This is a genomic window from Streptomyces globisporus (assembly GCF_003501885.1).
Lineage (GTDB): Bacteria > Actinomycetota > Actinomycetes > Streptomycetales > Streptomycetaceae > Streptomyces > Streptomyces globisporus_D.
In genome coordinates this window covers 1-21,687 of sequence record NZ_QWFA01000102.1, presented here as the reverse complement: position 1 = coordinate 21,687, position 21,687 = coordinate 1, and the positions used below count along the sequence as shown (strand labels likewise).

Sequence of the window (21,687 nt, the reverse complement as noted above, 5' to 3'; positions counted from 1 at the left end):
CGGAGGCCACCCCGAACAGCATGAGAAGGGCGGCGGTTGGGGCGGTGCCTGGAGGGCGGCGGTTGGGGCGGTGCCTGGAGCACCCGGCCGCAGCCCCGCCACGGGCAGGGGCCCGGTGTACCCGCATCACAGGGCGCCCCCCATCCGCAGGAGCCCCGCCCCTACCCCGGCCCGGACGGCCGCCCCGGCGACGCCCGGCCGTATCCCGGCGGGCCGGGCGGGTCCGCCGGGTCCTTCGGCGCCCAGGACGGCGCCGCCCGGCAGCAGGCCGTGGCCCGCCAGGTCTCCGCCCAGCGGGCGGCCCAGCGCGCCGCGGACGGCCGGGCAGCACAGCAGCGGCCCGCCGGCCCCCCGGTGCCGGGCCCGCGCCAGGAGTTCCTGGAGGCCTTCGACGCCGAGGCCCCCGGGACCGCGTCCACGCCGTCGGCCGGGAGTCCGGACGGCCCGGACGACACCGAGGCCGCGGAGCCCGACGAGCAGGCCGCGCCCCGGGGCTCCAAGGGGCGGACGTTCACCGGGATCGCCGCCGCCGCGGTGACCACCGTGCTCGCGGTCGTGGTGGCCGGACAGGTCGCCGAGGACTCCGGCGGCCGTGCCGCGGCCGCGCGCGCCGCAGAGGTGGAGCGGCAGGGCCTCGGCGACGAGGCCTCCCGCTCCGACGCCCGCCCGACCCCGGAGCAGCCCGCGCCGAAGCCCGAGGTCAAGCCCCTCTCGTACGCGGCCAAGATGGCGCAGCCGTATCCGCTCGCCGCCGACCTGAAGGCGACCGGCGATTTCGAGGCCGTGCCCGGTCTGGCGAAGGCCCCCGGCAAGGGGCAGAAGCACCGCTACCGGATCGACGTGGAGAAGGGACTCGGCCTCGACGCCGGTCTGTTCGCCGAAGCCGTGCAGAAGACGCTCAACGACGACCGGAGCTGGGCGCACAACGGCGCGATGACCTTCGAGCGCATCTCGTCGGGGCAGCCGGACTTCGTGATCACGCTCGCCAGCCCCGGGACGACCGGCGACTGGTGTGCCAAGTCCGGTCTGGACACCACGGTCGACAACGTCTCCTGCGACTCCGCATCGACCGACCGCATCATGATCAACGCCTACCGCTGGGCGCAGGGCGCCGCCACCTTCGGCCCGGACAAGCTGCTGCCCTACCGTCAGATGCTCATCAACCACGAGGTCGGCCACCGGCTCGGGTACAACCACGTGAGCTGCCGCACGCCCGGCGCCCTGGCCCCGGTCATGCAGCAGCAGACCAAGACCCTCGAACTCGAAGGCATCAAGTGCAAGCCCAACCCCTGGGTGCACCCCAAGGGTTGATCCCCCGGGCCTGACACCCGGCAGGGGTTGGCCCGGGCCTGACCCTCCGTGACAGCCGATCGCCGTATCGCGACGGAACGCGACCGGCGCGGGAAAGTTACGACGGTTCACCCCTTTCGGTGGCGCGACGGACAACCGTCCGTCGCGCCACCGGCGTATCCGCTTACGGTCGTCCCGCTGCGAGTCGCCGGTTCAACGGCGGCGGCCCACAAGGGAGATCGGGGGTGTACTCGTGCGGATCGGACTGCTCACCGACGGTGGTTATCCGTATGCGACCGGTGAGTCCAGACTCTGGTGCGACCGACTGGTGCGCGGGCTGCCGCAGCACGAGTTCGACCTGTTCGCGCTGAGCCGCTCCGCCCACCAGGAGGCCCAGGGCTGGGTCCAACTGCCGTACCAGGTCAGCCGGGTGCGCACCGCGCCGCTGTGGACCCCCGAGGACGGCACCCTGCGCGGCAGCGGCGAACGCGGCCTGCTGGCCCGGCTGGTGACCGGCGGCGAGCGGTCCTACGGGCGGCGCGACCGCAAACGCTTCACCGAGCACTTCACCGCCCTCGCCACCGCCGTCTGCACCCCCGACCGGGCGGGCACGGAAGCGGGCGAGGGCCCCGGCGCCGAGCTCTTCACCGCAGGGCTCTACGGGCTGGCCGAGCTGGCCCGCGAGCGCGGCGGACTCCATCTCGCCCTGCGCTCCGAGACCACCGTGCGGATCCTGGAGGCGGCCACCCGCGCCCACGGCACCGGCCGGACCGTGCGGAGCGCCACCGTCCCCGACCACCTCGCCTTCGCCGCCGAGCTGGAACGCGCCCTGCGCCCGCTCTCGCTCGACTGGTACGACCAGGAGAGCCTCGGCGCGGTCGACCTCTGCCATGCGGCCTCCGGCGGGGCGGCCGCCCTCCCAGGACTCCTGGCCAAACGCTTCTTCGGGGTGCCGCTGCTGGTCACCGAGCACGGCGTCCCGCTGCGCGCGCACTACCTGGCCGCCGCGTCCGGCACCCCGTACGGAGCCCCCGTACGCGCCCTCCTCGCCGCGTTCCACGGCCGCCTCGCCACCGAGATCTACCGGCAGGCCGCGCTCGTCACCCCCGGCAACACCCACGTCCGCCGCTGGCAGCAGCGCTGCGGAGCCGACCCCGCCAAGCAGCGCACCGTCTACCCGGGCATGGCGGCGGAGCGCTTCGGCCCGGTCGGCGAGGACGCCGAACGGCTCGGCGCGGCGGGCGAGGACGCCGCAGCGGACGGCCCCGACACGCTGGTCTGGGTCGGCCGGATCGAGCCCGCCAAGGACCTGATCGCCCTCCTCCACGCCTTCGCCGAGGTCCGCCGCGCCCGGCCCGCCGCCCGGCTGCGGATCTTCGGCGCCCCGGCGGAGGGCGACGAGGCCACCGCCTACCTCGCGCACTGCACGGCCCTGGCCGCCCAGCTCTTCCCTGACGAGGCCACCGGCGCCCACGCCGAGGGCAGCAGCCCGGTCACCTTCGAGGAGATCGGCGGCCCCGAGATCCCCGACCTCGCCGAGGCGTACGGGGCGGGGGGCGTGATCGTCCTCTCCAGCACCGTCGAGGGCTTCCCGGTCAGCCTCGTCGAAGCGATGTTCTGCGGCCGGGCCACTGTCTCCACCGACGTGGGCGCGGTGGTCGAGGTCATCGGCGGCACCGGTCTGGTGGTGCCCCCGCGCAACCCCAAGGCGCTCGCGGACGCCTGTGTCGCGCTGCTGCGCGACCCCGAGCGCCGGGCCCGGCTGGGCGCCGCCGCCCGGGCCCGCGCGCTCGAACTCTTCACCGTCGAACAGAACCTTGCGGCATTTCGCGGCATTTACCTGGAGCTGATGTCGCACACCCCGGTGCGCCGGGAGGCCGACACGGTGGACGCCCACGGCGACCCGCTGCCGTTCGCCACCGCGCCGGAAGCCCACCTCCTCGGCCACTGGACCCAGCCCGGCTCCCACCTCCGGCAGCCGGAAGCCCCCGCGGCCGGAGTACCCAGCTGGGCCGCCCCGGCCGGAGCCCGTCTGCCGGACCGGCCCGGCGAGCCCGAGCCGGAGCACACGCGGGAGCCGGAGCCCGAGGGCGTCTGCGCGGTCGCGGCAGGACCGGCGGGGGACGGCGATGCGTGACCACCCGGCCCTTGATGCCCCGGCGCTTCACCGCCCGGCCCCCCACGACCCGACGCTTCACGACCACGGAGACCTCCCGATGACCCGTCCGGACGACCCGGCGACGACCCCCGCTGCCGCCCCGGAACGCCCCGCGGAGATCCCGCCCCGCGCCTCGGCCCGCCGGCCGTCGGGCGCCCCCGCCCGGCGAGGTCCGGCCGACCCGGTGAAATCCCTGCTGCACGACCACCGCGACCTGTGCGAACGGGCCGTGGACCCGCTGGAGATCGCCGCCGGCCTGGAGGCCCACGGCCTCACCGACCGCACCGCCGCCCGCTACCGCCACCGTGACGTCTTCGCCCTCGCCGAGGAGCTGTACGCCCGCATGCCGCCCCGGGCCCACGATCCCGCCGCCGGCGGGCCCCCCGGCCCCGACACCGACGCGCGGGCCGCCTGGACGCTCCTCGCCCTCCTCCCCGGGGCCGCCTGCCTGGCGACCGCCGGGGTGCTCCGGGTCACCGAGGGCGTCCTCGGCGACGGGACGCGGGCCCTCGTCACCGTCGTCGGCGCGCTGCTCGCCTGCCTGGCGCTCCGGGCGTGCCTGGCCCGCGGCCCCCTGCGCGCCCCCGAAGGAGCGGGCCGCGCCGGGATGTACGCCTGCTGGCTCCTCAGCTACTCGGTGTACGGCGAGGAACTGCTCGCCCAGGTCATGACCGGCGGCCCGGACGGTCCGTGGGACGGCAGCCCCGCCCCGCTGCTCGGTCTCGCCGCCGTCATCGCCCCGGCCGCCTGGTGCGCCCACCTCTTCACCGTCCGCGCCCACCGCAAACTGTCCGGCAGCCGCGCCCTGGAGGAGTTCGGCGCGGGCGTACGCCCCCTGCTCCTGGCGGCCGTCTCCCTCTTCCTCGCCGCGCTGCTGCCTCTGCTGTACGTGGCCGACCTCGGCCTCGGCGGGGGAGGAGTGACCGTGGCGGCCGTCGCCCTCGGGGTGCTGTTCTTCGTGGCCCGGCTGCTCGCCGTGCACGGGCTGCCCGAGCCGGGCACCGTCGCACTCGCCGCCGCCTGTGCCGTCGAGGCGGCCGCCCCGGCCCTCGTCCTCGCCGCCCGGCTTCCCGGCCTCGAACCTCTCGCCCGGCCTGTGGACGCCCTCGTCTCGGCAGGCGGGACGGGAGCCGTGTCCGCCCTCGCCTGCGGCGGGGCCGCGCTCGGACTGCTGCTGCACGCCGCCCTCGCGCTCTCCCGGGCCTCCGCCCACACCCGGCCCTGAGAGGCCCGGGCCCGAGCCGCCCCGCCGACGTACCACCGCCCCACCCCGCACCACTCCCGCGGAGCCGACGCCGCGGGCACCGCCCGGCACCGTACGACCGACTGACTGACCTAGGAGAAACCCGCCATGACGCCCCAATCCCCCGCACCGGCAGTGAGCCGTCGGCACCGAGGCGGTGCGCGATGAGGGTGCTGCTGCTCGGAGCCAACGGTTTCCTCGGCCGCTTCGTCGCCGACCGTCTCCTCGCCGACCCCGCCGTACACCTCACGGCCCTCGGGCGCGGTGACGACGCCGACGTCCGGTTCGACCTCGCGGGCGGCAGCCCCGGGGCCCTCACCCGTTTCCTCGACGCCGTCCACCCCGGGGTCGTCGTCAACTGCGCGGGCGCCACCCGCGGCGGCGCCCGGGACCTCACCCGGCACAACACCGTCGCCGTCGCCACCGTCTGCGAGGCGCTGCGCCGCAGCGGCTGCGGGGCCCGGCTCGTCCAGGTCGGCTGCGCCTCGGAGTACGGGCCCTCGCAGCCCGGGTCCTCCACCGCCGAGGACGCGGTCCCGCGCCCCGGCGGCCCGTACGGCGTCAGCAAGCTCGCCGCCACCGAACTGGTCCTCGGCTCCGGCCTCGACGCCGTCGTCCTGCGGGTCTTCTCACCGGTCGGCCCCGGCACCCCGGCCGGCTCCCCGCTCGGCCGGCTCGCCGAGGCCATGCGCCGGGCCATGCAGGCGGGCGACGGCGAACTCAAGCTCAGCGGGCTCGGCGTGCAGCGGGACTTCGTCGACGTACGGGACGTGGCGCGGGCCGTCCACGCCGCCTCGCTCTCGGCCGCCCAGGGCGTCGTCAACATCGGCACCGGCCGCGCCGTCCGGCTCCGCGACGCCGCCGCCGTGCTCGCCCGCGTCGCCGGGTACGCGGGCGCGCTCCACGAGCTGGACTCGCCCCCTCCGCGGCTGCCCATCGGGGCCCCGCGCACCTCCGCAGAGTCCGTCATGGAACACCTCTCCGCCACCCCGTCCCCGTACCCGGACGGCTGCGGCGCCTGGCAGCAGGCCGACGTCCGCACCGCGCGCGACCGGCTCGGCTGGCGGCCCCGGATCAACCTGGAGGAGTCCCTCGCGGACATCTGGATGGAGGCGGCGTGCCGTATCTGACCGCCCCCGCCGACGCCCGTAGGACCGCGGGCGGCGAACAGCTCGGCTTCGGCGTCCCGGGCTACGCCCACCCGCTGCTCGCCCCCGCCGAATGGGCCGAACTGGCCCGCCCCGGCACCCCGCTGCACTGGGCCGTCCTCAACATCGCGAACGGCCCCGGCTCCCGGCCCGACCCGCACTGCCTGGAGGCGGCGGGCCGGCTGCGCAACGCCCGCGAACGCGCCCTGCACGGCGAGGCCCCGGACGACACCGTCCGGGCCTCCGGCGGGCGGCTGCTCGGCCACCTCGACCTGGCCCACGGCGCGCGGCCCTTCGACGAGCTGATCGCGGACGCCCGGTCCTTCATCGACTGGTACCGCATCGGCGGCTTCTACCTCGCCCGCTGCCCCGCCGACCGCGCCCGTCTGGCCGCCGTCCGGCGGCTCACCGGCACCCTGCACGCCCTGCTGGCGGAGAGCGACAGCGCGGACGACGGGGGCCGCCTGGTGCTGGGCCACGGCACGCACCCGTGCCCCGGGTACGCGGAGGCCGCCGACCAACTGGTCACCTTCCAGGGGCCGTGGACCGACTACCGCTGGTCCCAGGCGGCCGAGTGGACGGCCGACCACCCGCCGGAGCGGTTCGCCCACTTCGTCCACGGGGTCCCGCGTACCCACCTGGAGGAGGCCATGCGGGTCGCCCGCTGGCAGGGGGCCGGGACGATCTTTTTCACCGACCGGAACGACCGCGACGGCCGAAGCGGACAAAGCGATCCATTCGCGGCGCTGCCCAGGTACTGGGACGAAATCGTCTCGCGGATCGGACCTGGTATCTCGGAATGAGAAGGGGCGTGGCAGTGTTACGAGGAGAACAACCGTACGTAGTCGACCGTAAGAAGCCGGTCTACGTAGAATCCGACCACCTGCATTGTTGAGGTTCCTGTGTCGCTGCCACCCCTGGTCGAGCCAGCTGCTGAGCTCACCGTCGACGAGGTCCGCAGGTACTCCCGCCACCTGATCATCCCGGATGTCGGGATGGACGGACAGAAGCGCCTGAAGAACGCCAAGGTGCTGTGTGTCGGCGCCGGCGGTCTCGGCTCGCCGGCCCTGATGTATCTCGCGGCGGCCGGTGTCGGCACGCTCGGCATCGTGGAGTTCGACGAGGTCGACGAGTCGAACCTGCAGCGCCAGATCATCCACAGCCAGTCCGACATCGGCCGCTCCAAGGCGGAGTCCGCCAAGGACTCGGTGCTGGGCATCAACCCGTATGTCAACGTGGTCCTTCACGAAGAGCGGCTCGAAGCCGAGAACGTGATGGAGATCTTCGCGCAGTACGACCTGATCGTGGACGGCACGGACAACTTCGCCACCCGCTATCTCGTCAACGACGCCGCGGTGCTGCTGAACAAGCCGTACGTGTGGGGCTCGATCTACCGCTTCGACGGCCAGGCCTCCGTGTTCTGGTCCGAGCACGGCCCCTGCTACCGCTGCCTCTACCCGGAGCCCCCGCCGCCGGGCATGGTCCCCTCCTGCGCCGAGGGCGGCGTGCTGGGCGTGCTCTGCGCGTCCGTCGGCTCCATCCAGGTCACCGAGGCCATCAAGCTGCTCGCCGGGGTCGGCGACCCGCTGGTCGGCCGGCTGATGATCTACGACGCCCTGGAGATGCAGTACCGCCAGGTCAAGGTCCGCAAGGACCCCGACTGCGCGGTCTGCGGCGAGAACCCCACCGTCACCGAACTCATCGACTACGAGGCCTTCTGCGGCGTCGTGTCCGAGGAGGCGCAGGAGGCGGCGCTCGGCGCGACGATCACTCCCAAGCAGCTCAAGGAGTGGATCGACGGCGACGAGAAGATCGAGATCATCGACGTCCGCGAGCCGAACGAGTACGAGATCGTCTCGATCCCCGGCGCGAAGCTGATCCCGAAGAACGAGTTCCTCATGGGCACCGCTCTTCAGGACCTCCCGCAGGACAAGCGCATCGTCCTGCACTGCAAGACCGGTGTCCGCAGCGCCGAGGTACTCGCGGTCCTCAAGTCCGCGGGCTTCGCCGACGCGGTGCACGTCGGCGGCGGCGTGATCGGCTGGGTCAACCAGATCGAGCCCGAGAAGCCGGTGTACTAGTACACGGACGACTGTCGAGGGGGCCGGTCCGCGCGGTGCGGACCGGCCCCTCTCCGTTTCTCCGTGCCGGAGGCTATCCGCAGGCCTTCCCGTCCGCCGGGACCTTCCCGGCCAGGAAGTAGTCGTCGATCGTCGACGTCACGCAGTCGTTGGAGCCGTACGCCCCGTGCCCCTCGCCCCTATTGGTGACCAGGACGCCGACGCCCCGGCCCAGCTCGTCCGCCATCCGCCGCGCCCCCTCGTACGGGGTCGCCGGGTCGCCGGTGGTCCCGACGACCAGGACCGGGCCCGCGCCCGGCGCACTGGTCTCCGGCGTCTCGTGCTCCCCCTCGACCGGCCACTCGGCACACCAGCCCGCGGTGTCCCAGGCCAGGAACGGGCCGAAGACCGGTGACAGCCCGCGGAACTCCGGCACCAGCGCACGTGCCTCGTCCAGGGTGGGCCGAGAGGCCGAGTCGGCGCAGGAGATCGCCCGCTGGGAGTGGCTCTGGGTGTCGTAACGGCCCTGCGCGTCACGGCCGTTGTACGCGTCGGCGAGCCGGAGCAGTTCATCGCCCGTGCCGTTGTTCTCGGCCTCGTCGAGCGCGGCCGTCAGCTCGGGCCAGCTCGACCGGGAGTACAGCGGGGTGACGATGCCGGTGATGGCGAGCGATTCGGTCAGCTCCCGGCCCGAGCCGGTCGGCAGGGGATTCCGGTCGATCCGGGCCAGCAGCCGGCCGATGCGCTCGGAGCCCGTGCGCGGGTCCTGGCCGCGGTCCTTGAGGTAGTTCTCCAGGGCGCGTTGGAAGCCCGTGGTCTGGTTGCGGGCGTGCCCGATGGCGTCGGCCGTCGGGTCGGCGACCGCGTCCAGCACGGTGCGTCCGACGTGGTGCGGGAAGAGGTGCGCGTACGTCCCGCCCAGCTCCGTACCGTAGGAGAAGCCGAAGTAGGACAGCTTGTCGTCGCCCAGGACCTGGCGGATCAGGTCCAGGTCGCGGGCGGCGCTCGACGTACCGACGTGCGGCAGGAGCTCGCCCGAGCCGCGTTCGCAGCCCGCGCCGAAGTCCGCGGCGTCCGCGATGAACGCCCGCTCCTCCGCCGCCGTGTCGGGGGTCAGGTCGACGGTCCGGTGGGCCTGCTCCTGCTCCTTGTCGGAGCGGCAGCGCACCCCGGAGCTGGCGGCGACCCCGCGGGGATCGAAACCGACCAGGTCATAGCGGGAGTTGAGCTTCTCGTACTGCCCGGCGGCGCGCGGCAGCGTGTCGACGCCGGACCCGCCCGGGCCGCCGAAGTTGAACAGCAGCGAACCGATCCGCCGCCCCCGGTCGCGGGCCTGCTTGCGGATCAGCGCGATGGAGAGCGTCTTTCCGGCCGGCTCCCCGTAGTCCAGCGGTACGTCCACGTTCGCGCAACGCCAGTGCGAAGCGGGGGCGTTGCCGCCGCGCGGGGCCGGGCAGCGCTTCCAGTCGGGACGCTGGGAGGTGAGAGAGGAGGGGAGCCGCGGAGGCCTGGGGGAGTCCTGGAGATCTGTCGGCGCGGGCGCGGCGGAGGCGTCGGCGGGGCGGTCGTCCGTGGTCCCGGAGGGCTCCGGCTCGTTGCTCGACAGGCCGCAACCGGCGAGGAGTGCGGCCGCGAGAAGGGCCGCTCCCGTCCGTATGGCGGCCCGTCCCGTACGGCGGTGCGCACGCATGGTCCGGCCTCCCTCCCTCGGGCGATGTGCGGTCATGCTAACCACCGTGTGGGGCATGGGAGTCGGGGCGGAGGGTCAACCGCAGACCGTGCCGGACTTCGGCACCCGGCCGTTCAACAGGTATCCGTCCACGGCCCGTTGCACGCAGGTGTCCTTGCTGTTGTACGCCCCGTGGCCCTCGCCCTTGTACGTCAGCTCCACGCCGACGCCCTTGCCGAGCTGCTGCACCATCGCTTTCGCGCCGGCGTACGGGGTCGCCGGGTCACCGGTGTTGCCGATGACCAGGATCGGCGCGGCCCCGGAGGCGCTGACGTCCGGGGTCTCCCAGGCGCCCGCCACCGGCCAGCCGGTGCAGCTCATCAGCCCCCAGCCCAGGTACTCGCCGAACAGCGGGGACGCCTTGCGGAACTCGGGCAGCGCCGCCTTCGTCTGCTCCAGGGTGAACCGCTGCTTGGAGTCGGCGCAGTTGATGGCGATGTTGGCGGCGTTGGAGTTGTCGTACCGCCCGTCCTCCGAGCGGCCGTTGAGGGAGTCGGCCAGGGCGAGCAGCAGCCCGCCGTTCCCGCCGCCCGCCTCGTCCAGACCCTGTTCCAGCAGCGGCCAGGTCTCCTGGGAGTAGAGCGCGGACGCGATTCCGGTGGTGGCCAGCGTCTGCGTCAGCGTCCGGTCGCCGAGCCCGTCGATGGGCTCCTCCTCCAGCTCGCCCAGGAGATCGGCGATGCCCTGCTCGACCTCCTGCGGGCTGGCTCCGGGCAGGGCGCAGTCGTCGCGCTCCGCGCAGTCCTTCGTGAAGTTGTCCAGGGCGAGCTGGAACCCCTCGGCCTGGCCGAGGGAGGACTGCTCGGCGTTCTTCGTGGGGTCGACCACCGCGTCGAAGACCGCCCGGCCGACCTTGTCCGGGAAGAGGTGGGCGTACACGCCGCCCAGTTCGGTGCCGTACGAGATGCCGAAGTAGTGCAGCTCGTCGTCGCCCAGCACCGTACGCAGCAGGTCCATGTCGCGGGCGGCGTTCGTCGTGCCCACGAAGGGGAGTTCGGGGCCGGAGTTCTCCTCACAGTCCGCGATGAAGTCCTTCTGCCCCTGGACGAACTGCTTCTCCTCGGCCGCGTCGTCCGGGGTGGAGTCCTCCTGGTAGAAGGCGTCCAGCTGGGCGTCGTCCGCGCACTGGACGCCCTCGCTGCGGCCGACCCCGCGCGGGTCGAAGCTCACCAGGTCGTAGCGGGTGCGGAGCCTGTCGTACTCGGTGCCGAACGCGGGCAGCGTCGCGACGCCGGACGCGCCCGGCCCCCCGAAGTTGAACACCAGCGAGCCGATCCGCCGCTGCTGGTCCTTCGCCTTGGCCCGGACCAGCGCCAGTTCGATCGTGCGGCCGTCCGGCTTCGCGTAGTCGAGGGGTACGTCCATGAACGAGCACTCCCACACCACACCGCCGGGCAGCGGGGACGGTGACTCGCCGCCGCCCTGGGCCGTGTTCGGGGGCGGGCAGGGGGACCATTCCAGCTTCTGCGAGGACAGGTCGTCGGCGGTGGCGGTCGGCGAGGCGGTCGAGGCCCCGGTGGGCGTCGAGGACCCCTCACCGCCGCCGTCGTCCGAACAGGCCGCCAGCGGCAGCAGCACGGCGGCGGTGGCGGCGAGGGCAGCGGCACGCAGAGCGGGGGAAGTCCTCATGCCCCCATCGTGCTGCGGGCCGCAGGGGAGCGCGGCCGGGCGCGGTCCATGCGGGTGGCGTCGGGGCCGCGACCGGTGGACGGCGGCCGGGCCGCTACCGCCCCCGCCCGCCCGGCCGGATCACAGCTCGCCCTTGCGGGTGAGCTGGTTGAAGGCGAGCCACCCCGGCAGCACGGGCAGCCACAGCGTCATCACGCGGTACAGCAGCACCGCGGGCGCCGCGACCTCCTTCGGCAGCCCGACCGCGATCAGGCCCAGCGTCAGGGCCCCCTCGACGGCGCCCATACCGCCCGGCGTCGGGGCGGCCGAGCCGAGCGCGTTCCCGGCGAGAAAGACCACCGCGATGCTCGCGTAGCTCAGCTGGGGGACGTCAGGGCCGCTGAACGCCCGGATCGAGGCGTCCAGGCAGAGCACGAACAGGCCGGTCAGCAGCAGCATGCCGCCGATGCCGGTGAGCAGCTTCTGCGGCCGCTGCACCACGTCCAGCATGCGCGGCACGACCCCGGCGAACAGCGAGCGCACCCGGGTCACCACGAACTTCCGCAGGAACGGGATCGCCGTCACCACCAGCACCAGCACCGCGACCGTCAGCAGACCCGCGATCACGGTCCGGGACGGGGTCAGCGAGTCCGGCGTCTTCTCCGTACCCGTGAGATAGCCGAACAGCGCCAGCAGCATGATGTGGGCGCCGAGCCCGAAGAGCTGCGACGCCCCGACGCTCGCCACGGCGAGACCGGGGCGCACCCCGGCCCGCTGGAGGAAGCGGGTGTTCAGCGCCACGCCCCCGACCGCCGCAGGCGCCACGATCTTCACGAACGAGCCGGCCACCTGCGCCTGCACGGTCTTCAGGAACGACACCCGCTCGGGCACGAAGCCCAGCAGGCTCATCGCCGCCGCCACATAGCTCAGCGCGGAGAAGCCGAGGGCGGCCGCCACCCAGCCCCACTCCGCCTGCTCCACGACCGTCCCGAAGTCGGCCTGGGTGACCTGCGAGATCAGGAAGTACGCGGCGATGGCCCCGGCGATGAAGCTGAACAGGGTGCGCGGCTTGATCCGCTCCAGGCGGACCGGTTCGACCGGGGCCTGCGGGCGGATCAGCAGCACCTGACGGCGGATCTGGGCCAGCAGATCCTCCTCGCGGGCCTCCTCCAGCGCATCGTCGATGGCGCGCTTCTCGGCCTGCTTCTCGGTGCGCAGCGACTTCCGCTCGGCCTTGGACTCCGCCTTGGATCCGGCTTTGGACCCGGCCGCGGGGCTGTCCGCCGTCTGCTCGGCCTTCGTCTGCTCCGCCCGCGCCTGCTTGGCCGCCTGCGAGGCCTCCACCACCGCCTCCCGCTCGCGCTGCGAACGCTCGCGGGCGATCCGGCGCAGCGTCGCCCGCGTGGAGCGGCTCAGCGCGATCGGCTGGAGCAGCGGCAGACAGTCCGCCACCGCGTCCGGGCCGAGCACGGCCAGCGCCCCGGCGACCGACCGCTCGGCCCCCACCCGCAGCCCCAGCGTGGTCAGCAGCTGGGCCACGTCCATCCGCAGCACCAGATCGCCCGCGGCGATCTCGCCGCCGCGCAGATCCGTCACGAACGCCCTGCCGGAACGATCCACCAGGAGCGCGTCTCCGGTCAGCCTGCGGTGCGCGATCCGCCGCGACTGGAGGGCCTTCACCTGACGCCAGGCGCTGCGCACCAGATCGTCGGTGATCTCCTCGTCCTCCATCTGGTCCAGCGACCGGCCGCCGATGTGCTCGTAGACCAGCATCACCGCGTCGGGGCCCAGCTCCGACGTGGCGATCAGCTTGGGCGCGTTCGCCCCGGCGGCGATGGCCGCGTACGCGAGCAGCGCCTCCTGTTCCAGCGCCTGGCGCAACGACTGGATCGAGCGCCGCTGGGTGAGCGTACGCAGCGTGATCCGCCGCCAGGCCCGGTAGAAGAACCCCTGGGCCTGCTGTTCCCGGTCGACGACGGTGACGTCCAGCGGTGGCCCGTCCTCCAGCGTGACCAGATAGCGCCGTCCCCGGTCGCCCTGGTCGGTGTTGTCCTTGTCGGGGGTGTCCTCGGTGCGCATCGCCGCGACCGGGCGGAAGCCCACGTGCCGCAGACCCGCCATCAGGTGCTGGCCGGTGGGGCGGACGTTCGGCGAGCCGACCGCGTACAGCGTCCCGTACGCCACCGTCCAGCCGATCAGCACGGTGAGGATGATCGAGAACGGGGTGGTGTACCCGCCGACCAGCATCGCGAACGCGTCGAGCAGCAGCACCACCCACAGCACCACGCGCCAGCGCGGCCGCCGGGCCATCCCGACGGCCGTCATGTACGCGATGACCGGTGCGAGATAGCCGTGCACCGGGTCGGTCAGACCGCCCGCCGTCTGCGGCTGGGTCAGCGCGTCCTGGATGGTGCCGGGCGCGGTCCGAGAGACCCACAGGTCGGTCGCGAGCGTCACCCCGTGGGCGAGCACGGCGGCGAGCACCCCGTCCGCGATGCGCAGCCCGTCGCGTTTGATGAGGCGTTCGATGGCGAAGGCGACCGGCACCAGCAGCACGGCGATGCTGGACACCAGACCGGCGAGCTTGATCAGCAGATCGGGCGCCTGCTCGGTGCCCTTGGAGATGTCGTCCTCAAGGCCGGTGGTGGTGCCCTGGGCGAACGCGGCGATCGAGAACAGCACCGCGATCGCGAGCACCCCGACGAGCAGCCGCATCAGGTCGGAGGGGCGGTGCACCCGGGCGGGGAGCAGCGGCTCGTCCCCGGAGACGCGGTCGGTCAGCGCGGCCTCGGCGGAGGCCAGTGTCGAGCCTGCCAGATGTCCGGTGGTGGACGCCGTGGGGCCGTCGGCACGGGACGGCCCGGCGGCGGCGCCGGGCCGCGCGGAGGCATCGGGAGCACCCTGCGGGCGCTCCCCGGCATCGGAGGCGTCCGCCGCCTTCGGTGGCTGCACGCCCTGCTCCTTCGTCGCCTCTGGTTCGTCTTCGTGTTCTGGTATCACCGGTCACCGCCCGCATGATGGTGGCACGGCCCGTAGACAGAGGGGGGCATCAGGGTGCATTGCACGGGCGCGGGAAGCGCAACATACGCTCCTTTGCCCCCGCGTGCACGCTGCGTACCCGGACGGACACCGTCTCGGCCGGACTGTCGGTGGCGTACGGCAGGATGGGGCGGATGAGCCAGGACCAGACGGACGGGGGCGGCTCCGGCACCGCCCCACCGGGGACCGGACCGCCGGAGTACCCGGAGCTGCCGGAGTACGCGGAGCGCGTCCTCGACGTGGCCGAGCTGATCCCGCCCGGCCGGGTGATGACGTACGGCGACATCGCGGAGTGGCTGGGCGAGGGCGGTCCCCGCCAGGTCGGCCGGGTCATGGCGTTGTACGGGTCGGCCGTGCCGTGGTGGCGCGTCGTCCGCGCCGACGGGACCCTGCTCCCCGCCCACGAACTGCGGGCGCTGGAGCACTACCGCGCGGAGTCCACCCCGCTGCGCGAGGCGTCCCGCCAGGCGGAGGGGCACATCCCGCGCATCGACATGCGGCGCGCCCGGTGGGACGGCGGGGCCGGAAGCACCGGAGGCTCCGACGGCCCGGGCAGCGGCGGCGCGGGCGGTCCAGGGGGTCCGGGAGACGGCGGTCCGGGAGACGGCGGCCCGGGCGAGGAAGCTCACACCTGACAGCTTCCGCCATGCGCCCCCGGCACGGGCGGCCCGACGCGGCCGCGTACGTGACGAGGGACGCAGCCGAGCCGCCGCCTCCCGCGCCACCGCTGGCGTAGCGTCGTCATCGCGCGGCACGCTCCGCCCCTCTCCTCGGGCCGTCCCGACTGCCCCGAACCTGTTCCCCATCACCTGTACACCCACCAGGACCGGCGATCCACGTGAGTTCCTCCTCCACCCGGCACAGTCCGCGCCGTGAGTCACGGCCGCGGACCACGGGTGCGTACCGACTGGTGCGTACTCCGCCGGGATCCGTGGAGCCCCCCCTCCTGGACGCAGGGCAGCGCGCGGTGGTTGATCACCCCGGCGGCCCGCTGCTTGTCCTCGCCGGACCGGGCACCGGCAAGACCACCACCCTCGTCGAATCCGTCGCCGCCCGGGTGAACCGGGGCGGCGACCCCGCCCGCATCCTCGTCCTCACCTTCAGCCGCAAGGCCGCCGTCGAACTGCGCGACCGGATGGCAGCCCGGCTCGGCGCGGCCAGGGGTCCGCAGGCCACCACGTTCCACTCGTACTGCTACGCCCTGGTCCGGGCCCACCAGGACGCCGACCTGTTCGCCGATCCGCTGCGCCTGCTGTCCGGACCCGAGCAGGACGTCACGGTCCGCGAACTGCTCGCGGGCCAGCTCGACCTGGAGAAGGAGGGCCTGGCTCAGGTCCGCTGGCCGGACGAGCTGCGCGCCTGCCTGACCACCCGCGGCTTCGCCGACGAGGTGCGCGCCGTGCTGGCCCGCAGCCGTGAGCTGGGCCTCGGCCCGGACGCGCTGGCCGACTTCGCCCGCCGCACCGGCCGCCCGGACTGGAGCGCGGCGGCCCAGTTCCTCGCCGAGTACCTCGACATCCTCGATGCCCAGGGCGTCCTGGACTACGCCGAGCTGGTGCACCGCGCGGTCCTGCTCGCCGAGCGCCCCGAGGTGGCGGCGGAGCTGGCCGGCCGGTACGACGCGGTGTACGTCGACGAGTACCAGGACACCGACCCCGCCCAGGTGCGCCTGCTGCACGCGCTGGCCGGGAACCGGGGGCGCGCGCCGGGGTACGCCCAGGGGAGCGGACAAGACGCGGACGGCGAGGACGCGCGCGGCGAGGGAGCGCGCGCCGGGGGTGTCCGAAGCGAGCATGCGCGCGCCGGGCGGACGCTGATCGCTTTCGGCGACCCCGACCAGTCGATCTACACGTTCCGGGGCGCCGATGTGAACGGCATCCTCGACTTCCCGGACACCTTCCGCCGGGCGGACGGGACCCCCGCGCCCGTGGGCGTGCTCACCACATCGCGCCGCTCCGGGGCCGGACTGCTGGCGGCGACCCGGCTGCTCACCCGCCGGATGCCGCTGACCCGGCTGCCCGCCGACACGGTCCGCGCCCACCGTGAGCTGCACGCCGTCCGGGACGGCGGCCGCGTCGAGACGTACACCTACCCGACCGCGTCCACGGAGCTGGAGAACATCGCGGACCTGCTGCGCCGCGCCCACCTGGAGGACGGGGTTCCGTGGCAGGAGATGGCCGTGCTGGTACGGGCCGGAGGCCGCTCGCTGCCCGCCGTCCGCCGCGCCCTCACCTCCGCCGGCGTCCCCCTGGAGGTCGACGGCGACGACCTCCCGCTGCGCCACGAACCGGCCGTCGCCCCGCTGCTGACGGCCCTGCGTGCGGTGGCGACGGCAGCGCTGCGAGGCCTCCCCGAGGGGGGCCGGGACGAGGCGGACAGAACGGAACAGGACGAGGCGGACGGAGCGGACCCGGGCGAGACCGGCGGGGCGGGCCGTGCCGGGACCCGAACGCCCTCCTGGCTCGACACCGAGACCGCCCTCACCCTCCTCACCTCCCCGCTCGGCTCCATGGACGCCGCCGACCTGCGCCGCCTCGGCCGCGCCCTGCGCGACGAGGAGCGCGCAGCCGGGATCAGGGTCCCCGCCCCCTCCGACGAACTGCTGGCCCGCGCCCTCGCCGAGCCCGAACGCCTCGTCACCCACGACCCGGCGTACGCTCACGGCGCGCAACGCCTTGGCGCGCTCCTGCGCAAGGCCCGCGAACTCCTCGAAGGCGGCGGCACCGCCGAGGAGGCCCTCTGGACCCTGTGGAACGGCACGCCCTGGCCCGGCAGGCTGGAGCGGGCCGCGCTGCGCGGCGGGGCGGGCGGCCGCAACGCCGACCGTGATCTCGACGCGGTGTGCGCCCTGTTCGACACGGCCGCCCGCGCCGAGGAGCGCACCGGCGGGCGCGGGGCCCTCAACTTCCTGGAAGAGGTCGAGGCCCAGGACATCGCCGCCGACACCCTCTCCCGGCGGACCGCCCGCCCCGACGCCGTACGCCTGATGACCGCCCACCGCTCCAAGGGCCTGGAGTGGCGGCTCGTCGTCGTCGCCGGGGTCCAGGAAGGGCTCTGGCCCGACCTCCGCCGCCGGGGCTCCCTGCTGGAGGCGGACCGCATCGGCCGCGACGGGCTCGCCGAACCCCTCACGCCGGGCGCCCTCCTCGCCGAGGAACGCCGGCTCTTCTACGTCGCCGCCACCCGCGCCCGCGAGCGTCTGATCGTCACCGCCGTGAAGGCCCCCGCCGACGACGGCGACCAGCCCTCCCGCTTCCTCACCGAGCTGGGCGTCGAACCCCGCGACGTCACCGGCCGGCCGCGCCGCCCCCTCGCCGTCGCCGCGCTCGTCGCCGAACTGCGCGCCACCACCGTCGACCCGGCCGCGTCCGACGCGCTGCGCGAGGCAGCCGCCCACCGCCTCGCCCGGCTCGCCGCGCTCACCGACGACGAGGGGCAGCCGCTGGTGCCCGCGGCCCACCCGTACCGCTGGTGGGGGCTGGAGGAGCCGACCCGGTCCGCCGTCCCGCTGCGCGACCGCGACCAGCCCGTCACCCTCTCCGGCTCCGCCCTGGACCAGCTCGCCAACACCTGCGCCCTCCAGTGGTTCCTGGGCCGCGAGGTGAAGGCCGACGCCCCGGCCACCGCCGCCCAGGGGTTCGGCAACGTCGTCCACGTCCTCGCCGACGAGGTCGCCTCCGGCCGGACCCCCGCCGACCTGGACGTCCTCATGGAGCGGCTGGACTCCGTCTGGAACGGTCTCGCCTTCGACGCCCCCTGGAAGTCCGAGCAGGAGAAGGACCAGGCCCGCGCCGCCCTGGAACGCTTCCTGCAGTGGCACGTCCTGGACCGGGGCGGCCGGACCCCCACCGCGAGCGAGCACGACTTCGACGTGACGCTGGAGGCGGGGGAGTACGCCGTCCGCATCCGGGGCTCCATGGACCGGGTCGAACAGGACGCCGAGGGCAGGGCGTACGTCGTCGACTTCAAGACCGGCAAGGGTGCCCCCACCAAGGACGAGGTCGCCGCCCACCCCCAGCTCGCCGTCTACCAGCTCGCCGTCCGCGAGGGCGCGGTCGACGAGGTCTTCGACGGCAACCGCCCCGAACCGGGCGGCGCCGAACTGGTCCAGCTCCGCCAGCCCGCCCCCAAGAAGGAGGGCGGCGAGGCCTTCCCCAAGGTCCAGGCCCAGGAACCGCTGGCGGGGGAGTGGGTCTCCGACCTGCTCGCCACGGCCGCCGGAAAGGTCCTGGACGAACGGTTCACGCCCACCACCGGAACCCACTGCTCCCACTGCACCTTCCGGGCCTCGTGCAGCGCACAGCCGGAGGGGCGGCAGGTGGTGGAGTAGCCGCCGCCTCGGTCAGTGCCGGGTTGTGGATCAGTCGCCGCATCCGGTTCGTGCCGGGTTGTCGGTGGTCCCGGTTACCGTTGTCCGGGTGTCCCCACGCATCACCGATCCCGAGCAGCTCAAGGAGCTTCTCGGGATTCCGTTCACTCCGGAGCAGACGGCCTGCATCGTCGCGCCGCCCGCCCCGCAGGTGATCGTGGCCGGCGCCGGGTCGGGCAAGACCACGGTGATGGCCGCCCGCGTGGTCTGGCTGGTGGGCACCGGACAGGTCGCGCCCGAGCAGGTCCTCGGCCTCACCTTCACCAACAAGGCGGCGGGCGAGCTGGCCGAACGCGTCCGCAAGGCGCTGATCGCGGCTGGCGTCACCGACCCCGACGTCATCGACCCGGACAACCCCCCGGGCGAGCCCACCATCTCCACCTACCACGCGTTCGCAGGCCGCCTCCTCACCGAGCACGGCCTCCGCCTCGGTCTGGAGCCCTCCACCCGCCTCCTCGCCGACGCCACCCGCTACCAACTGGCGGCGAAGGTGCTGCGCGAGGCCCCGGGCCCGTATCCGGCGCTCACCCGCTCCTTCTCCACCCTGGTCAGCGATCTGCTCGCGCTCGACGGGGAGCTGTCCGAACACCTGGTACGGCCGGGGACGCTGGAGACGTACGACACCGAACTGCTGCGGGACCTGGCCACCGCCAAGCTCAGCAACGCCGACCTGCGCAAGATCCCCGAGGCCGCCGAGGCCCGCCGCTCGCTCCTCGGCCTCACCGAGCGCTACCGGGCCGCCAAGCGGAGCCGGGACCTGCTGGACTTCGGCGACCAGATCGCGCTCTCCGCCGAGCTGGCCCTGACCCGGCCGGAGGTCGGGAGGATCCTGCGCGAAGAGTTCCGGGTCGTCCTCCTCGACGAGTACCAGGACACGTCGGTGGCCCAGCGGCTGCTGCTCTCGGCGCTGTTCGGCAGCGGTACGGAATCCGGAACGGCCGGCCACGCGCCTCCCACCGGCCACGCGGTGACCGCCGTGGGCGACCCCTGCCAGGCGATCTACGGCTGGCGCGGCGCCTCCGTCGCCAACCTCGACGACTTCCCCGAGCACTTCCCGCACGCCGACGGCACCCCCGCCACCCGCTACAGCCTCAGCGAGAACCGGCGCAGCGGCGGCCGCCTCCTGCAGCTCGCCAACGGCCTCGCCGAACCGCTGCGCGCGATGCACGAGGGCGTCGAGGCGCTGCGCCCCGCGCCGGGCGCCGAGCGCGACGGCGTGGTCCGCTGTGCCCTGCTGAGCACCCACACCGAGGAGATCGACTGGCTCGCCGACTCCCTCGCCCACCTCGTCCGCACCGGCACTCCGCCCGGCGAGATCGCCGTCCTGTGCCGCACTGCCGGTGACTTCCCCGAGATCCAGGCCGCCCTGGTCGCCCGGGACATCCCGGTCGAGGTCGTCGGCCTCGCCGGACTGCTGCATCTGCCCGAGGTGGCCGACCTGGTCGCCGTCTGCGAGGTCCTCCAGGACCCGGGGGCCAACGCCTCGCTGGTCCGCCTGCTCACCGGACCGCGCTGGCGCATCGGCCCCCGCGACCTCGCGCTCCTCGGCCGCCGCGCCCGCCTCCTCGTCCACCGAGCCGGCCACGCGGACGACGCCGACGCGGACCAGCGGCTCGCGGAGGCCGTCGAAGGCACGGACCCGGCCGAGGTGATATCGCTCGCGGACGCGCTGGACACCTTCCTGGTCGCGGCGGACGCGGCCGACGACGGGCTGCCGTTCTCCGCCGAGGCCCGCGTCCGCTTCGCCCGCCTCGCCCGGGAGCTCCGCGACCTGCGCCGCTCGCTCGCGGACCCGCTGATGGACGTGCTGCACCGGGTCCTGGCCACCACCGGTCTGGAGGTCGAGCTGTCCGCGTCCCCGCAGGCGCTGGCCGCCCGCCGCCGCGAGACCCTGGCCAACTTCCTGGACATAGCGGCCCGGTTCGCCTCGCTGGACGGCGAGGCGTCGCTGCTTGCCTTCCTCGGTTTCCTGCGGACCGCCGCGCAGTACGAGAAGGGCCTCGACAACGCGCTGCCCGGCGGCGAGAACACCGTCAAGGTGCTGACCGCCCACAAGTCCAAGGGCCTGGAGTGGGACGTCGTCGCCGTCCCCGGACTGGTCACCGGCCAGTTCCCCAGCGGCCAGTCCCGGGACGCCTGGACCGCCCAGGCCAAGGTGCTCCCGCACGCCCTGCGCGGTGACGCGGCGACGCTCCCGGGACTGGAAACGTACGACGCCAAGGGGATCAAGGCGTTCAAGGAGGAGATGAAGGAGCACCAGCACACGGAGGAACTGCGCCTCGGCTACGTCACCTTCACCCGCCCCCGCTCCCTGCTCCTCGGCTCCGGCCACTGGTGGGGCCCGTCCCAGAAGCGGACGCGCGGCCCGTCCGCCTTCCTGGAGGCGCTGTACGAGCACTGCGCGGCGGGCCACGGCGAGATCGAGGCCTGGGCGGACGAGCCCGCCGAGGACGAGGAGAACCCGGCCCTCGCGGAGCGCGACGCCGACCTGGCCTGGCCGCTCCCGCTCGACGCCGACGCCCTGGCCCGCCGCCGCGCCGCCCGGGACACGGTCCTGGCTCACCTGGAGCGCATGGCCGTCCAGGGGGACGAGCGGGTACCGGCGTACGGGCCCGGCCCCCGTGACGTACCGGCGTACGAGGACGACGTACCGCTTCACGAGGGCGCGTTCGGCGACGTACCGCCCGACGAGGAAGCCTTCGGCGACGCCCCGCCCGACGAGGACCGGGACTGGGACGCGCTCCCCACCGAACGCCCCCCGGGTGTGCCCGAGCCCGAGCCGGACAGGGCGGACGCCACCCCGCACATCCCGGCGGCCCGCCACGCCCCGGAGACCACCGGCCCGGCCGACCGGCTCACCCCCGAGGAGGCCCGCACCCTCGCCTCCTGGGACCGGGACCTGGACTCCCTCGCCGGGGAGCTGCGCCGCGCCCGCGCCACCGTGCGCGAAGTGGTCATCCCCGCCGCCCTCTCCGCCACCCAGCTGCTCCGCCTCGCCGAGGACCCCGACGCCTTCGCCCAGGAGCTGGCCCGCCCCATGCCC

At 74.2% G+C, this 21,687-nt stretch carries 12 protein-coding genes; 9 read left to right on the top strand and 3 right to left on the bottom strand.

What is annotated here, in order from left to right; all coding sequences use genetic code 11:
* Window positions 1–36: 36 nt before the first annotated feature.
* From D3105_RS35745 to moeZ, 6 genes are all read left to right on the top strand, one after another.
* Window positions 37–1,311: a DUF3152 domain-containing protein gene (locus D3105_RS35745; RefSeq protein ID WP_276311849.1), complete on the top strand. Its 1,275-nt coding sequence runs from the start codon at window positions 37–39 to the stop codon at window positions 1,309–1,311.
* A 232-nt stretch (window positions 1,312–1,543) separates the two neighbouring features.
* Window positions 1,544–3,427: a DUF3492 domain-containing protein gene (locus tag D3105_RS19560; RefSeq protein WP_118904414.1), complete on the top strand. Its 1,884-nt coding sequence runs from the start codon at window positions 1,544–1,546 to the stop codon at window positions 3,425–3,427.
* A gap of 79 nt (window positions 3,428–3,506) precedes the next feature.
* Window positions 3,507–4,673, top strand: a complete 1,167-nt coding sequence (locus D3105_RS19555; RefSeq protein WP_240646959.1) for a hypothetical protein — start codon at window positions 3,507–3,509, stop codon at window positions 4,671–4,673.
* Window positions 4,674–4,855: 182 nt separating this feature from the next.
* Complete coding sequence (locus tag D3105_RS19550; protein ID WP_010061594.1) at window positions 4,856–5,821, top strand: NAD-dependent epimerase/dehydratase family protein; 966 nt, start codon at window positions 4,856–4,858, stop codon at window positions 5,819–5,821.
* Window positions 5,809–6,642: a spherulation-specific family 4 protein gene (locus tag D3105_RS19545; RefSeq protein ID WP_118904413.1), complete on the top strand. Its 834-nt coding sequence runs from the start codon at window positions 5,809–5,811 to the stop codon at window positions 6,640–6,642. Before D3105_RS19550 ends, D3105_RS19545 begins: the two co-directional genes overlap by 13 nt.
* Before the next feature lie 99 nt (window positions 6,643–6,741).
* Window positions 6,742–7,920 (top strand): adenylyltransferase/sulfurtransferase MoeZ, encoded by a 1,179-nt coding sequence (gene moeZ, locus D3105_RS19540; RefSeq protein ID WP_010061592.1) that lies wholly within the window; start codon window positions 6,742–6,744, stop codon window positions 7,918–7,920.
* A gap of 73 nt (window positions 7,921–7,993) precedes the next feature.
* Here the strand turns inward: moeZ and D3105_RS19535 are convergent, their stop codons facing one another.
* The 3 genes from D3105_RS19535 to D3105_RS19525 form a co-directional block, all read right to left on the bottom strand.
* Window positions 7,994–9,589: an alpha/beta hydrolase gene (locus D3105_RS19535; protein WP_118904412.1), complete on the bottom strand. Its 1,596-nt coding sequence runs from the start codon at window positions 9,587–9,589 to the stop codon at window positions 7,994–7,996.
* A gap of 75 nt (window positions 9,590–9,664) precedes the next feature.
* Entirely contained in the window at window positions 9,665–11,257 is a 1,593-nt protein-coding gene (locus D3105_RS19530; protein WP_118904411.1) for an alpha/beta hydrolase, read from the bottom strand.
* Window positions 11,258–11,377: 120 nt separating this feature from the next.
* Complete coding sequence (locus D3105_RS19525) at window positions 11,378–14,188, bottom strand: lysylphosphatidylglycerol synthase transmembrane domain-containing protein (protein WP_118904410.1); 2,811 nt, start codon at window positions 14,186–14,188, stop codon at window positions 11,378–11,380.
* Between the two features lie 221 nt (window positions 14,189–14,409).
* Here D3105_RS19525 and D3105_RS19520 point away from each other — a divergent pair, with 221 nt between their 5' ends.
* The 3 genes from D3105_RS19520 to D3105_RS19510 all read left to right on the top strand — a co-directional run.
* Window positions 14,410–14,910, top strand: coding sequence for an MGMT family protein (locus D3105_RS19520; RefSeq protein ID WP_118904409.1), 501 nt, complete (start codon window positions 14,410–14,412; stop codon window positions 14,908–14,910).
* A 203-nt stretch (window positions 14,911–15,113) separates the two neighbouring features.
* On the top strand, window positions 15,114–18,605 hold the full coding sequence (locus D3105_RS19515) for an ATP-dependent helicase (protein WP_118904408.1): 3,492 nt from the start codon (window positions 15,114–15,116) through the stop codon (window positions 18,603–18,605).
* Window positions 18,606–18,693: 88 nt separating this feature from the next.
* A partial coding sequence (locus tag D3105_RS19510; protein WP_133305693.1) for an ATP-dependent helicase occupies window positions 18,694–21,687 on the top strand: 2,994 nt, incomplete at its 3' end.